Source organism: Micromonospora sp. MP36, from assembly GCF_008119785.1.
Classification (GTDB): domain Bacteria; phylum Actinomycetota; class Actinomycetes; order Mycobacteriales; family Micromonosporaceae; genus Micromonospora.
Genome location: NZ_VSFA01000144.1, coordinates 1 through 14,699, shown reverse-complemented (window position 1 = coordinate 14,699; position 14,699 = coordinate 1). Strand labels below are relative to the sequence as shown.

General features: G+C 70.1%; 12 protein-coding genes and 1 pseudogene. 7 read left to right on the top strand and 6 right to left on the bottom strand.

Annotated features, from left to right (window positions below; translation table 11 throughout):
* Positions 1-129: 129 nt before the first annotated feature.
* The 4 genes from FXF52_RS37560 to FXF52_RS37545 form a co-directional block, all read right to left on the bottom strand.
* Positions 130-735, bottom strand: coding sequence for a cadmium resistance transporter (locus tag FXF52_RS37560; RefSeq protein WP_255472772.1), 606 nt, complete (start codon positions 733-735; stop codon positions 130-132).
* Between the two features lie 91 nt (positions 736-826).
* Positions 827-3,040 (bottom strand): sulfatase-like hydrolase/transferase, encoded by a 2,214-nt coding sequence (locus FXF52_RS37555; RefSeq protein WP_148804433.1) that lies wholly within the window; start codon positions 3,038-3,040, stop codon positions 827-829.
* A 79-nt stretch (positions 3,041-3,119) separates the two neighbouring features.
* A complete protein-coding gene (locus FXF52_RS37550) occupies positions 3,120-4,142 on the bottom strand; it encodes a formylglycine-generating enzyme family protein (RefSeq protein ID WP_148804432.1) in 1,023 nt (340 codons plus the stop codon).
* A complete protein-coding gene (locus tag FXF52_RS37545) occupies positions 4,139-5,863 on the bottom strand; it encodes a sulfatase (protein ID WP_187413946.1) in 1,725 nt (574 codons plus the stop codon). Before FXF52_RS37545 ends, FXF52_RS37550 begins: the two co-directional genes overlap by 4 nt.
* A 702-nt stretch (positions 5,864-6,565) precedes the next feature.
* Here FXF52_RS37545 and FXF52_RS43610 point away from each other — a divergent pair.
* The 7 genes and pseudogenes from FXF52_RS43610 to FXF52_RS37510 all read left to right on the top strand — a co-directional run.
* A pseudogene (locus tag FXF52_RS43610) lies at positions 6,566-6,958 on the top strand (ABC transporter substrate-binding protein); the annotation flags it as partial.
* Between the two features lie 76 nt (positions 6,959-7,034).
* Positions 7,035-8,120 carry an ABC transporter substrate-binding protein gene (locus FXF52_RS43605; protein ID WP_255472770.1) on the top strand — a complete coding sequence of 362 codons (1,086 nt, stop codon included), beginning with the start codon at positions 7,035-7,037 and terminating at the stop codon, positions 8,118-8,120.
* 10 nt (positions 8,121-8,130) lie between these two features.
* Positions 8,131-9,081, top strand: coding sequence for an ABC transporter permease (locus FXF52_RS37530; RefSeq protein ID WP_148804428.1), 951 nt, complete (start codon positions 8,131-8,133; stop codon positions 9,079-9,081).
* Positions 9,078-9,977, top strand: a complete 900-nt coding sequence (locus FXF52_RS37525) for an ABC transporter permease (protein ID WP_148804427.1) — start codon at positions 9,078-9,080, stop codon at positions 9,975-9,977. Before FXF52_RS37530 ends, FXF52_RS37525 begins: the two co-directional genes overlap by 4 nt.
* Positions 9,974-10,780, top strand: coding sequence for an ABC transporter ATP-binding protein (locus tag FXF52_RS37520; RefSeq protein WP_148804426.1), 807 nt, complete (start codon positions 9,974-9,976; stop codon positions 10,778-10,780). Before FXF52_RS37525 ends, FXF52_RS37520 begins: the two co-directional genes overlap by 4 nt.
* Complete coding sequence (locus FXF52_RS37515; RefSeq protein WP_148804425.1) at positions 10,777-11,556, top strand: ATP-binding cassette domain-containing protein; 780 nt, start codon at positions 10,777-10,779, stop codon at positions 11,554-11,556. The genes FXF52_RS37520 and FXF52_RS37515 overlap by 4 nt, the downstream gene beginning before the upstream one ends.
* Positions 11,553-12,341 carry a DUF1684 domain-containing protein gene (locus FXF52_RS37510; protein ID WP_255472768.1) on the top strand — a complete coding sequence of 263 codons (789 nt, stop codon included), beginning with the start codon at positions 11,553-11,555 and terminating at the stop codon, positions 12,339-12,341. Before FXF52_RS37515 ends, FXF52_RS37510 begins: the two co-directional genes overlap by 4 nt.
* Before the next feature lie 350 nt (positions 12,342-12,691).
* Here FXF52_RS37510 and FXF52_RS37505 read toward each other — a convergent pair whose 3' ends face one another.
* Both FXF52_RS37505 and FXF52_RS37500 read right to left on the bottom strand, forming a co-directional pair.
* Positions 12,692-13,063 (bottom strand): helix-turn-helix transcriptional regulator, encoded by a 372-nt coding sequence (locus tag FXF52_RS37505; RefSeq protein ID WP_148804424.1) that lies wholly within the window; start codon positions 13,061-13,063, stop codon positions 12,692-12,694.
* A gap of 220 nt (positions 13,064-13,283) precedes the next feature.
* Positions 13,284-13,931, bottom strand: a complete 648-nt coding sequence (locus FXF52_RS37500; protein WP_148804423.1) for a CatB-related O-acetyltransferase — start codon at positions 13,929-13,931, stop codon at positions 13,284-13,286.
* Positions 13,932-14,699 lie beyond the last annotated feature (768 nt).

The window sequence follows — 14,699 nt, the reverse complement described above, 5'->3', positions numbered from 1 at the left end:
ACCGTGGCGGCGCGAGGATCAGTTGGCCTGCGGAGGCCCGCCCCACCACCCGGTGGGGAGTCGCTCGCCCACACGGCGAGGATCCACAACAGTGCATCGGAAACCCGGTGAACGTTAGTGGACACCGCACTAGATCAGCCGGGCGAGAACCCCGGACTCAATCACGATCACTGCACCGATCAGCATGAACACGCCCGGCACGATCCAGTGTCCGAACCGTTCGACGACGTCGACCACCTTGCGGTGGGAGCCGAGCCAGGATGCCGCCAGGCACCAGACGGCGACTCCAACGGCGAACACGGCGACCGTGATCAGGCTGGAGGCGACGCCGATCGCCCGGAACACCGGGGTGTAGACGGAGATGTTGTCCGCACCGTTGGCCACCGTGACTCCGACCACGGAGAGCAGACCAGAAGCCACGGCCGGAGCGGGCAGTTCCTCGTCACTGCGGAGGCGGATGGCCCCGATGAGGCCCCGCACCCCGAGGCCGAACGGGATCAGGCCCAGCAAACCCACCCACTGGTCCGGGATGATCGTCAGGCCGAGGGCGGCGATCGCGGAGGCGGCGACCAGGGTTGCGATCCCGGCGTACTGGCCGACCCAGATCTGCCACGGCTGAGGCTTGCCGCGCGCTCTGGCAGACAGGAACAGCACAGTCAAGACGATGATGTCGTCGATGTTCGTGCCCGTGAACATCCCGGCTGCGGCGGCGAGGGTCCGGAGAAGATCTCCCACGGCTAGGCACTGTACGGCCCAGTGGGAGCAGGCAGCATCGCCGGCGGCCGCTGGCGGGCCGGGCGGAACCCGGGCTCGCGAAGGCAGCCGGTCAGCCCAGCCGGACGAAGGCGTCCGCCCACGATGTGTGGTTGTAGCTGTTGCCGGAGTCGGCGGCGCGCACGACCAGGCGCAGCAGCCGGGCCCCTCGGACATCGACGTCCACCGGTTCGGGGCCGGTGGCCGCCCGCAGCACACCGCTCGTGTGGACGAGCCGGTCGTCGGCCCAGACCTCGGCGATCGTGTTGCCCCGCGAGCTCTGCCGGGCGCTGAAGTCGTCGATCCCCACGACCGCGGTGAACCGGGCGACCCGGCCGCCGAGGTGGTAGGTGACGTCGGAGTACGAGTGGACACCGAGGCCCTTGGCGTGGACGATGCCGCCGAAGGAGATCGGCGTGCCGTCCCCGGCGGCCTGTTTGCCGTTGCTGGTGTCCAGCTCCACCGGGCCCCACCCGTTGACCGCGGTGACCCAGGGCAGATCGCTCAGGTACGAGTCGGTGGTCGGCGGAGGTGGCGGCGGGGTGAGGCGGCGCTCGGCGCGGAAGGTGAGCGGCGCGTCGCGGGCGACGGCGTAGCCCGACACGGCCAGCGGCCACTCGTTCGCCGTGGTCCCCTCGGGCACCTGGACCCGCCAGGTGGTGCTCACCCGGGTGCCGGGGGCGAGGCGTCCGAGCCCCCGGCTGGTCGCCGGCTCGACGGTCCAGTCGGCGGGCGCGGAGAGCACCAGCCGAGCGCCGGTCCAGGGCACCGCCGAGCCGTTCGCGAGGGTGGCGGTGATCTCGTAGGTGACGCCGGGGAGCAGCAGGTCCGGGGTGTCGAGCTCGACGCCGTAGCCCTCGCGGGTGACCTCGTCGATCCAGGACTGCCGCAGGAGGCCGACCAGCCGGGCCGCGACGTCCGGGTGGGCGGCTGCCAGGTCGGTCGTCTCGCCGATGTCGTGGGCAAGGTCGTAGAGCTCGACCTGCCACTGGTCGTCCGGGACGGTCCGGTCCGTGCCCGGTGCCCAACGGATCGCCTTCCAGTTGCCCTCGCGTACCGCCTCGGCCGCGCGCTGCAGGCGGCCGGCATCGACTTCGCGGGCCCGCCGGGTGTTGCCGTTGTCGAGCCGCCAGAAATAGAGGTACGGCTGCTCGGCGGCGGCGGCGGCGGTCGGACTCGGCTCGAGCAGGGAGCTGAACGATCGGCCGTCGATGTCGCGCGGTCCGGGAACGCCGGCCAGGTCGGCCAGGGTGGGGAGCAGGTCGGTCTGTTGGGTGAGCCGGTCGGTCACGCCGGGTTGGATCCGCCCCGGGGCCCAGGCGATCAACGGCACCCGGACGCCACCCTCGTACAGGTTCCGCTTGTATCCGGTGAGGGGGCCGTTCGCGTCGAACCGGTCCGGGTCGAAGCCACCCTCCTCGTGTGGGCCGTTGTCGCTGGTGACCAGGACCACCGTGGACTCGAGCAGTCCCTGCGCGGCGAGTTCGTCGACCAGTTCACCGACGTACGTGTCGACCCGGGTGACCTGGGCCGCGTGGCCGCGGTCTGCCGAGGGCCAGTTCTCGCCGGCGTACGGCTCCTGGCTGGGGACGTCGCTCGGGGCGTGGGGGAGGTTCGGGGTGACCACGAGCAGGAACGGCTCGTGGCGGTGGGCCCGGATGAAGCGGAGGGCGCGGTCTTGGAAGAGGTCGGGGGCGAAGGTGGTCGTGTTGGACCCGGCGTTCTCGGGCAGCTCGAGCCGCTCTCCGTTCTGCCACAGGTACGACGGGTAGTAGTCGTGTGCGTGGCCGTGCGTGATGTAGCCGAGGAACTCGTCGAAGCCGCGGGCGTTGGGGTGGCTCGGCTGGTCGCCCCGTTCGGGGCCGAAGCCCCACTTGCCGAACAGTCCCGTGCGGTAGCCCCGGGCGCGCAGCACCTCGGCGAAGGTGGTGTCGCCGTCGGAGAAGGCGATGGAGTCGGGGTCGCCCGCAGGGTTGTTGCGTACCGGCCCGTGGCCCGCGTGCAGGCCGGTCAGCAGCGCCGAGCGTGAGGGCGCGCAGACGGCCGCGGCGGAGTACGCGTCGGTGAAGCGCAGCCCTTCGGCGGCGAGCCGGTCCAGGCGCGGCGTCGCGATGGTGCGCTGCCCGTACGCGCCGAGCTCGCCGTAGCCCAGGTCGTCGGCCAGCACGAGCACGATGTTCGGTCGGGGTCGCCCGGTGGTCCTCGGCTCGGCTGTCGCGACGGACGGGAGCGCCGCGGCTCCGAGGCCGACGGCGGCGCCGGCGAGGAGTTGACGACGGGTGATCATGGGACCTCCGGTGCAAGAGAACAGGCAAGGGAAACAGCGCCACCGATCCGGGGGATCTGCGGCGGATATTGAGGGTTGTTCAGGCGCAGCGGAAGCCGACGTTGGAGGCTGCGGAGTCAGGGGTGTTCCCGGAGCGGGCCGCGACCCGGTACCGGTAGCAGTAGGAGTCGTGGCACAGGAACGACCCGCCGCGCATCACCCGGCGGCCTGTGACGTCCGGTTCCGCCGGCCCGCGGGGGTCGACGACGCGGGTGCCGGCGCGCCGGGCGTAGGTGTCGGCGGCGAACCAGTCCTCGCACCACTCCCACACGTTGCCGACGGTGTTGAAGAGGCCGTAACGGTTGGGGGCGTACTGCTTGACGGGTGCGGTGCCGACGAAGCCGTCGTCCGCGGTGTTGCGGTGGGGGAACTCGCCCTGCCAGATGTTGCAGTTCCACCGGCCGCGCGGGAGCAGCTCGTTCCCCCAGGGGAACCGCGCCCCATCGAGACCGCCGCGGGCGGCGTACTCCCACTCGGCCTCGGTGGGTAGGCGCTTGCCCGCCCACGCGGCATATGCGCGGGCGTCGTTCCAGGACACCTGGACCACCGGGTGGTTCTGCAGGTCCGCGATCGAGGAGGCCGGCCCGTAGGGGTGGCGCCAGTCGGCACCGCGGACCACGAGCCACCAGGGGGTACCGGTGGCGGCCCCGAGGACGTCGGATCGTTCGGCCTTCACCTGCAGGTGGAAGACGGCGGAGACGCCGAGCGCCTCGGCCTCGGTGACGTAGCCGGTGGCCTTGACGAAGGTCGCGAAGGCGGCGTTGGTGACCGTCGTGGCGTCGATGGTGAAGGCGCTGAGGGTGACCTCGTGCACCGGTCCTTCCCCATCGCTCGGATAGCCCTCACCGAAGGCGTCGCCCATGGCGAAGCTCCCGCCGGGGAGGCTGACCTGGCCGCGGGTGGAGCGCGACCGGCCAGCCTCCCGGACGACGGGGTCCGGCTGCTGCGGCCGGCGGGCGATCTGGAGCAGCCCGCCGGTCGCCGCGGTCTGGTGCAGGCCGCCGGGCGCGCAACAGCTCGGTGTGGCGGGCCCGGCGGTGCCGTGGTGATGTGCGGAGGTCATTCGGTGACGGCCGTGGGCAGCAACGCCGGCACCTCGTCGCCCGGCTGGAACGTCAGCTGCGTCGGCTCGTCGTAGTGGGTGATCTTCCCGTCGGAGTACGCCGTGCCCTGGAAGGTGACGGTGATCGGGTCCTTGCCCTCGCGCAGCGTGGCCAGCGGGGCGTCGACGTCGTTGAGCCAGCGGATCAGCCGGCTGCCGAGCCGCTGGGTGACGTCCGGGTACGCGGCGGCCAGGTCAGTGGTCTCAGCGATGTCGCTGTCCAGGTTGTAGAGGTCCCAGTCCTGGGTCTCGTAGCGGTAGCTGAGCTTCCACGGCCCCGACCGGATCACCGTCTCGGGGCGCTGGTCCCGCGCGCCCTCGATCAGGTATCCAGGCAGGTGCCAGAAGAGGGGCCGCGCGCCGAGCTGCGTGCTCTCGTTGCGCCAGATTCCACTGAGGTCCACACCGTCGGGGCGCAGGCCCTTGGGCAGCTGCGCACCGGCCAGCGACGCGAACGTCGGCAGGTAGTCGACCGCGTGGACCGGCGTCGAGTCGACCACGGCACCGTCGACCAGGTGTGCGTTCTTGCTCCACACGATGGCCGGAACCCGCAGCCCCCCTTCCCGCACTTCACCCTTGTAGCCGCTGAGCCAGCCGTTGTCGGCGTCCGCGGTGCCACCGTTGTCCGAGGTGAACACCACGATGGTGTTGTCCGCCAACGGATGCCCCGGGTTGCGGGGATCCGGGGTGGTCTCGAGGTGGTCCACGATGCGGGCCAGCCCCTGGTCGAGGCCCTCCAGCAGCGCGGAGTACGACGCATCGGCCGGGTGCCCGGGAAGGGCCGGCTTGGCCTGGTACTTCGCGAGCAGGTCGGCGCGTGGCTGCTTGTCGCCGATCGGGGCGTGCACCGCGTAGTCGCTGACCCAGGTGAAGAACGGCTCGTCCTTGTGGCGGTCGATGAAGTCGACGGTCGCGTCCGCCACCGCGTCGGTCACGTGCTTGTCGGTGCCGACGAGGGCGTCCAGGGTCGCGTCGCCCACGCCGTGGGAGTACGGCTTGATGTTCTGGTCGACGTACTCCTGGGTGTAGTCGGCGGCGAACCTGTCCAGCGCCGGGCCGATGCTGTTGTTGAACTTCCCGTTGATGGCGTGGTACTGGCTGGCGTGCCCCGAGTTCGAGCCGCCCAGGTTCTCCTCGAACCCGAAGTCGGTGGTGATCTGTTCAGCGGTCTTGGTCACGTGGAACTTGCCGACGTACCCGGTCGCGTAGCCGGCGTCACGCAGCGCCTCGCCGACGGTGTACGCCTCGCCCGGCAGCGCGTCGTCGCCGTCTGGGAGCCCCTGCGGCGCACCGTCCAGTAGCGTGCCGTCCCCGCCGCGGTCGAGGTCGCCGACCAGGTAGAGGTTGTTCGTCGGCCGGGGCGCGTAGAGCCCGGTGAGGAGGGCGGCGCGGGTCGGCACGCAGTTGGGGCCGCCGTAGGCGTTGTCGAAGGCGACGCCTTCCTCGGCGAGACGGTCGACGGTGCGGGTTTCGTTGTAGGTGTTGCCCGACCCCTTGTTCGTGAGACCGGTGCTGACATCGGCCCACCCCAGGTCGTCGGCCAGCACGAACACGATGTTCGGCTGCCCGGGCCCGGCCTGCGTGGCCGCGGCGCCGAGCGGAGCAGCGGCGGTGCCGGTAGCGGCGAGAGCAGTGCAGCCCAGAGTGGCGGTGGCGGCAACTGCACCCAGTCTCAGGGTCAACGGTGACATCGGGGACGTCCTCTCGGTGTGCTGGGTAGCGCTCAAAATCTGACGAATCACCTGCGGGGGTGCGGCGTGGCAAGCGGCCGTTGGCCGGGTCACGGAAACGCCGCCGGTCGTCTCAAGCCGGCGGCGCGGCGGCAGAGAGATGCGGTGGTAGAGAGAAGTCAGGGACGTGCGGTCAGCGGCAGCAGCCGCACGCGGTGGTCCAGCCACGGCAACATCCCCTCGACACCGCGAGCGCGGTGCCGTCAAGCGGGGCATCCTGACCGATCATGACTGCGACGCTAACCCACTTAGCCTACCTGGTAAATAGGAGTTCTACCTGCTGGGACGCAAGACACGGAGGCAGCCGTCTTCCAGGCCCTCACCAAGCCCGCACGCCACCTGGGGATCGCGAACAGGATCCGCAGCTGTGGCAGAGGACACGATCGCCGGCTTGCCGCCCCACCTGCGTGATCATGTAGCCTGACCTGCGTGAACACTGCGCCGTCGTTGGACCGGACCCCGCTCGCGGTCCGTGTCGTCGCCGCGCGCCGCATCTGCTGTTGTTGACGGTCTGACACCCCGACCCGCGCCCGTGGCTGCCGCGCCACGCTGCCCGCGCGTCGTCATCAACGTCTGATCTGCCCTCACTTACGCACCTCAATCACCGCGTCCCGCGCTCGCGCGACGCCGGTTTCGTCTGCCTGGAGCAACGACATGACCATTCACCGCAGGCCCTCGTCCGGCCTACCCTTCGCACGCCGGTTGCGCCCGCTCGGCGCGCTCGCGGCCACCACCACCCTCGCGGTCCTGCTCGCCGCCTGCGGCTCGTCGACGAGCCCCGGGACGACCGGCGCCGCTGACCCCGACGCGACGATCACCGTCGGTTCGCTGAACGAGCCGACGACGCTCAATACGATCAAGGGCGGCAACACCGGCCACGCCCAGGTGCTGCTCCGCAACGTCGTCGAGGGGCTCACCGTGCTCACCGACGAGGGCAAGGTCGAGCCGCTGCTGGCCAAGTCGTGGGACGTGTCGCCGGACGGCACGGTATACACGTTCCACCTTCAGCCCGGCGTGACCTTCTCCGACGGCACCCCGCTGAAGGCCGGCGACGTGGTGGCCGCGCTCAAGCGAGTGACGTCCGACGAGTCGACCAGCGCCCGCAAGAAGAAACCTCTCGATCATGAAGACGATCGAGGCGCCGGACGATGGCACCGTCAAGGTCACTTTGTCGACGCGGTCGCAATCGTTCCTGTTCTACCTCACCAGCACCGGCGCGGCGGTCACCAAGCCCGACGCCGGCAACCCGGAGACGACGGTGATCGGCACCGGCCCCTACACCCTGACCTCCTGGAAACAGGGTGACTCCATCACGCTGACCCGCAACGACAGGTACTGGGGCACGAAGGCCAGCAACAAGCAGGTGGTGTACCGCTTCTTCAAGGACGCCACCGCCGAGAACAACGCGCTGCTCGCCGGCCAACTCGACCTGGTGACCCAGGTGTCCTCGCCCGATGTGCTCACCCAGTTCGACAACCGGCCGCAGTTCTCCATCGTGGAAGGCACCTCGACGACGAAGGAGCTGTTCAACTTCAACGACGCCATCGCCCCGTTCAACAACCCCGACGTACGGCACGCCATCCGGCAGGCCGTCGACCGCAAGGCCCTGCTGACGGCGGTGTGGGCCGACCGCGGCCAGGTCATCGGCTCGATGGTGCCGCCCACCGACCCCTGGTACGAGGACCTGACCAGCATCGACGACCACAACGTGGCCGGCGCCAAGCAACTGCTGGCCAAGGCCGGGTACCCGAACGGTCTCTCCTTCACCGTCGACTACGTACCGTCGGACGCGGTCACCATCATCGCCCAGGGGCTGAAGAGCCAGCTCGCCCAGGCCGGCATCACCATCACGCTGACCCCTGTCGACGACGCGACCTGGACCGACAAGGTCTACAAGAACCACAACTTCCAGGCCACCATCATGACCCACGTCAACCAGCGCGACCTGGTCTGGTACGGCGACCCGACGTTCTACTGGCAATACGACAACCCGCAGGTGCAGCAGTGGGTCAAGGACTCCGAGACCGCCGCGACGCCCGACGAGCAGACCGCCCTGCTGAAGAAGGTGGCCCGGCAGATCTCCGAGGACGCGGCGAGCGCCTGGCTGTTCCTCGACCCCGCCATCAAGGTCGCCAGCACCTCGGTCGACGGCTACCAGAAGAACAACAGCACGGACAGCTTCTATGTCGCGCCGATCACCAAACGCTAGGCGATAAGCCGTGCTCAGCTACCTCATCCGTCGGGTCGCCTGGCTGATCGGTTCGCTGTTCGTCGCGGGCTCGGCGGTGTTCTTCCTGCTCCGGGTCCTACCGGGAGACCCGGCCGTCACGCTGCTGGCGGTCGGGTCCTCCCCGGACCAGATCGACGCGATCCGGCACCAGCTCGGCACCGACCGGCCAGTGCTCGCGCAGTACGGCCACTGGCTGGGCGACCTGGCGACCGGGAACCTCGGAGACAGCCTGTTCACCCAACTGCCGGTGCTCGATCAGATCGCCGGCCGGCTCCCGGTCACCGTACCGCTGGCGTTGAGCGCGTTCGTGCTGTCGATCATCGTGGCCGTACCGATCGGGGTGTTCGCGGCGGTACGGCGGCGGGGTCTGCTCGGAGTGGCGGTGTCGACGCTGGCGCAGCTGGGCATCGCGCTGCCCATCTTCTGGGTCGGCATCATGGTGGTCTGGCTCGTCGCCGTGCAGTGGCGGGCGCTGCCGCCGGGCGGCTTTCCCCGCACCGGCTGGCAGGACCCGGGAGCCGCGATCCAGTCACTGGTCCTGCCCGTGGCGACGCTGACAATCGCGCAGGGATCGGTGCTGGTGCGCTACGTACGCTCGGCGACGCTCGACGTGCTGAGCCAGGAATACGTGCGCACCGCCCGCTCCCTCGGCTACAGCCTGCCGCGGGCGCTGTGGCGGCACGGACCACGCAACGGCGCGGCAACCGTCGTCCAGATCCTGGGCATCCTGCTGGCCAGCTCACTGCTGGGCACCGTGGTCATCGAGAGCGTCTTCGCCCTCCCCGGCCTCGGCTCGCTGCTGTTAGCCAGCGTCAAGGCCCGCGACCTGCCGATCGTGCAGGGCACCGTCTTCCTCATGACGGCGACCGTGCTGGTGGTGGGGCTCGTCGTCGACGTCGTACAGCGGCTGGTCGACCCCAGACTGCGAGGTTCGGCATGAGCACACCCCTCGTCGAGGCGGTCGAAACGGTTGAGGCGCCCGACGCCCCCGCCCGGCGACGCCGAGGCTGGCGCTCGCCGTCGTTCCTGGTCGGCGCGGCGCTGCTGCTCGCGGTTCTCGCCCTGGCGCTGGTGTCGCTGCTCTGGTCCCCGTACGGGCTGGACCACACCGACCCGACGGCCCGGCTGGCCGGCCCGTCCCCACAGCACTGGGCGGGCACCGATCGCCTCGGCCGTGACCAGTTCACCCAGCTGATGCTCGGCGCGCGTACCGCGATGTGGATCGGGCTGGCCTCAGTCGCGGTGGCGTTCGTCATCGGCGTCCCGCTGGGCCTGCTCGCGGCGGCCGCCGGCCGGCTCGCCGAGAACGCCGTCGTCGGAGTGATCGACATCGTGATCGCCTTCCCGACCCTGCTGCTGGCGATGCTGCTGGTCACCGTGTACGGAGCATCGACCGCAGTCGCGATCAGCGCGATCGGGATCGGCGTCTCCGCCGAAGTGGCCCGGCTGACCCGGATCTCGGCGAGCCGGGTGTTCACCCAGGACTACGTACTCGCAGCGCGCACCTGCGGCACCGGACCACTGATGATCCTGGTCCGGCACGTCCTGCCCAACATCTGGCACACCCTGCTGGTGCAGGCCGCCCTCGCCTTCGGCGTCGCGGTCATCGCCGAGGCGTCGCTGTCATACCTCGGGCTCGGCACTCCGCCGCCCGCACCGTCGTGGGGCCGCATGCTCCAAGAGGCGCAATCGACGGTGAGCGTGGCCCCGTGGAACGTCCTGCTGCCCGGCCTCGCCGTCGCCGTCACGGTCGTCGGGGTCAACCTGCTCGGCGACGGCCTGCGGGAAGTCCTCGATCCGCAGCTACGGCAGGAAAGGCAGGCAGGGGAGCGATGACCGTCCTGGAGACCACCGGGCTGACCATCACGCTCGACGGGCAGCCGCTCGTTCGCGACGTCTCGCTCAGCCTCGCCGCCCGCGACCGGGTCGGCCTCATCGGCGAATCCGGCTCGGGCAAGTCGCTGACCGCGCTGGCGCTGCTGGGACTGCTACCGCCGGGCATGCGCACGAGCGGTCGTATCCTCATCGACGGCGAGGACCACCTCGGCGCGCCGGACCGGCGTTGGCGTCGGGTCCGCGGCCGCACCGTCAGCATCGTGTTCCAGGAGCCCCTGACCGCCCTGGACCCGCTGATGCCGGTCGGCCGTCAGATCGCCGGTCCGCTGCGGCTGCACCAGGGCCTCAACCGCAGCGACGCCGAGCGCCGCGCGATCGAGTGGTGCGACCGGGTGCACCTGCCTGACCCGGCCCGGCTGGTACGGGCCCTGCCGCACGAACTCTCCGGCGGCCAACGACAGCGGGTGGCCCTGGCGATGGCCCTCGCCTGCCGGCCCCGGGTGCTCATCGCCGACGAGCCGACGACCGCGCTGGACGTGACCGTACAGGCGCAGATCCTCACCCTGCTCGACGAGCTGATCGAGGAGACCGGGGTGGGACTGCTGTTCATCAGCCACGACCTGCCGGTCGTCGCCGGACTGGCCCGCCATCTCCTGGTCATGCGTACGGGCCGGTTGGTCGAATCCGGCCCGGTCGACGACGTGCTGCGCCGGCCTCGCTCCGGCTACGCCCGGCAGCTCGTCGCGAGCGCCGCCCAGGTCACCCGGCTGGCCCGCCCCAGCGTGCACGGGGAGTACCGATGAGCGATCCGATTCTCAGCGGGCATCAGCTCACCCGATGGTTCCCGGGCCGCACCCACCCGGCGCTCGACGGGGTGGACGTCACCGTGCGGCAGGGAATCAGCCTCGGGATCGTCGGCGAGTCGGGCGCCGGGAAGTCGACCCTGCTGCGGCAGCTGCTCGGCGTGGACCGCCCGACCTCAGGCGAGATCCGCTTCACCGGCCAACCCCTCGACCGGATCCGACACCGCGCGTTCCGCCGGCAGGTCCAGGTCGTCTTCCAGGACCCCCGGTCGTCGCTGAACCCCCGCATGTCGGTCGCGTCGATCGTCGCCGAGCCGCTGCGCTCGCTGCACATCGGTACGGACCGGGCAGCCCGCGCCGAGCGCGTCGCCGAGGTGCTCACCGCGGTAGGGCTGCGCCCGGAAGACGGACGGCGCTACCCGCACGAGTTCTCCGGCGGCCAGCGCCAGCGCATCGCCATCGCGCGGGCGCTCGCACCGGCCCCACGGATCCTGCTCGCCGACGAGCCCGTCAGCGCCCTCGACGTCTCGGTCCGGCTGCAGATCATCGACCTGCTCAAGGACCTCGTCGACCGGCTCGGGCTCACGCTGGTGCTGGTCTCGCACGACCTGGCGATCGTCAGCCAACTGTGCCAGGAGGTGCTCGTCATGCGCCACGGCCGCGTCGTCGAGCGCGGCCCGACCGTGGACGTGCTGACCAACCCCGCCGACGAGTACACCCGTGCCCTGCTGGCGGCCATCCCGCAACTGCCGCTCGACCTGGAGGAGGAACCGTGACCTTTGTTGATCAGTGGCGGACCTGGCACGCCGAACGTGAGGCGGCCGTGTCGGCGCCCGGCGGGGACCTCACGCTGACCGGCACGCACTGGCTGGTGGGGCGCACCCGGATCGACGGGATACCCGGCACCTGGCGTACCGACGGAACCGACGTACGGGTGTCCGGCGCCGACGGCCTGCTCGTCGACGGCGTACCGACCGTCGAGGGCGTGCTGCGCCCCGACCAGCGGCTCATGGTGGGCGACGTCGAGCTGAAGATCATCCGCCGCGGCGGCGACCTGGCGGTACGGACGTACGACCCGCACGCGCCGGCGGTGCGCCGGTTCGCCGGCATCGACGCGTACGCCCCCGACCCCGCCTGGGTGGTGACCGCCGAGTTCACCCCGGCTGACGCCGAGCAGACGGTGCGCACCGAACACAGCCACTCCGACCGGCTGGTGGACTACCCGGTCGTCGGCACGTTCACCTTCACCTTTGACGGCCAGCACGCCGAGCTGGTCGCGCTGTACACCGGCCACGAGGGCGAAGCGCACATCACGTTCCGGGACGCCACCAGTGGACGCGAGAGCTACGGCGCGGCCCGGTTCCTGTTGCTGCCCCTGCCGGCGACGGCGGGCCCGGTGGAGCTGGACTTCAACCGCGTCACCCTGCCGCCGTGTGCATTCTCCGACGCCTTCATCTGCCCACTGCCGCCCCCGGGGAACGTGCTGCCGTTCGCCGTCCGAGCCGGCGAGAAGGCAGCGCTTGACCAGCCAGCCGATCAGGTATCGATCCCTTGTGGATAGCTGAAGAAGTCGCTCCACGGCAGGAGATGGAGGGGTCCTCGCCGCAGGTTCGCCAGGTGCCGGCGCCAAGCGTCATTGGGGCCGCGCGGCCATGGCGCCAAATCCGGGCGGCGGGAGCGCCGCCGGCGAGGCGCCGGCCGAGGTCGTACGCCGCCGGCTCGTCGTCCTGACGGATCACGACGAGCCGGCGGTGCGGCCACCGCTGGACAACGGGCGCGTCCGCGGTATGGGCGACACGGGGTACGCGAGGGGCGTTCGCCGGCACGCGGAAGGACGCCACGAGGCGAGGCGTGATGCGCACGGACCGTCCTGCCCACCCGCTACGACGGCGCGGTCTTCGGCAGCGCCGCTCAGCGCGCCCTCTTCGTCGCCCGCTTGCGGGGCGGCGTCAACAGGTCGGCTATCGCGGCGATCGCGGACGGCACCACCCGGTAGTACGCCCAGACGCCGCGCTTCTCGCGCTCGAGCAGACCGGCCTCGGTGAGGATCCGAAGGTGATGACTCACGGTCGGCTGGGAGAGCTTGAGCGGCGCGGTGAGGTCACTCACGGACGCCTCGCCCTCCGGAGCTGACTGGATCAGACTGAGCAGCCGAAGTCGAGCCGGGTCGGCGAATGCCTTCAGCACTCCCGCGAGCCGCTCGGCATCCGCACGCTTGATTGGCTCGCCGGCCAGCGGCGAGATGGCAGGCATAGCTGTTTTCGCAGTTCCCACGCCTTCCATCGTTACACAACACCATCGGTAGGCCGGTGGAACCCGGACCAGTACCCCGATGGCGATCGCCGATGAGTCGTTTACGCCTTTTGCCTTCGATGAGGGTGACGTGCCGGCAGCCCACGTCAGGGCGCAGGTGTTCCAGCAGGTCGCCCCGGTCCCGCTCTCGTACAGCGCTGGTCAACGACGACGCCGGCCGCGAGTTGTGCCGCAAGGCCTGAGCTGGGCGCTACCGGTGCGTGGGTGCCGCGGCCTCGAGGTCGTCGATGCTGCCAGACATGATCGTGCGGAGGTGCTCGGTGATGTGCTGAGTTGGCCAGTCCCACCAGGCAAGCGCCAGAAGGCGGGCGACGTCTTCCTCGCTGTAGCGGCGGCGGATCAGCCTGGCCGGGTTGCCGCCGACGATGCCGTAGTCGGGGACGTCGTCGACGACGACGGACCCGGAAGCGATGATCGCGCCGCTGCCGACACGGACGCCGGGCATCACCATGGCCCGGTATCCGAACCAGACGTCGTTGCCGACCACGGTGTCACCCCGTCCGGGCAGGTCGGTGATGAGATCGAAGTGTTCGACCCAGGAGCCACCCATGATCGGGAACGGGAAGGTCGACGGGCCGTCCATGCGGTGGTTCGCGCCGTTCATGATGAACCGCACGCCCTCGCCCAGCGCGCAGTACTTGCCGATGATCAGCTTCTCCGGCCCGTAGTGATACAGCACGTTGCGGGTCTCGAAGGCGGTCGGATCATCCGGGTCGTCGTAGTAGGTGAACTCCCCGACCTCGATCAGCGGCGAGGTGACCAGCGGCTTCAGCAGCACCACACGCGGCTGTTCGGGCATCGGATGCAGCACACCCGGATCCGCCGGAACACCTGCCATCGTGAGCCTCCCTCAACGGGCCGCGGAACGACGTAACCAAGATCGCAACGCCCGGCGCAGGCTAGCATCACCGGCACGGACCGCAGCGCCTCCATGCCGGGACCCGGGGCCAGGGTCCTGACGCTCGATAAGGACGACTCGAGCCAGGTGACGTTGGAGTGCTAACCGAGAGTTGCGAGGCCTTCTGTCAATCCCGCCTCCCAGAGATCGAGCTCTGGGCGGTGTTCGTGGCGGCTCGGATGCCGAAATAAGCGGTCGTGATGGAGGTTATGGCGGTGAACGCGCTGGTGAGGATCGCGACGACTTGGGAGTCTGCCGATTTTGACCTCAGCGCAACCAAACCCACAATTGACGCGACAACTATAGCGGCGTCGCTCAGGACAACCACCAGCAGCCCCGTTACTGCCCGCGTCCGCTGAACCGCCCCGTCAACCTCGACTACTCTCTGCGGTGAGCCTCTGCCGGCCTGGTCACCCGATGAATTCGGCGACTGATCCGTCGGTTGACTCGACGGTGGAGACGAGTCGGTCATGGCACCTCCAAGCCACCCCTCTCCAGTGCTCGCCTTTGGGCGGTTGTTGACGACGCATGGACCCGTGGCCATCGGCTACGCCACGGGAAGCAGTGGCTACATGCTTGCGGACACGTTCGGCGCTGTCTGTTGTTCCCTCCGGAGCCCACCCATCCGGGGATCGGAATTTGCCGCCGGCCGAGCCTCACAGGCCGTGCGGCGCGCTCGGGCGTGCGGTCTTGTCGAATACCGGGCGG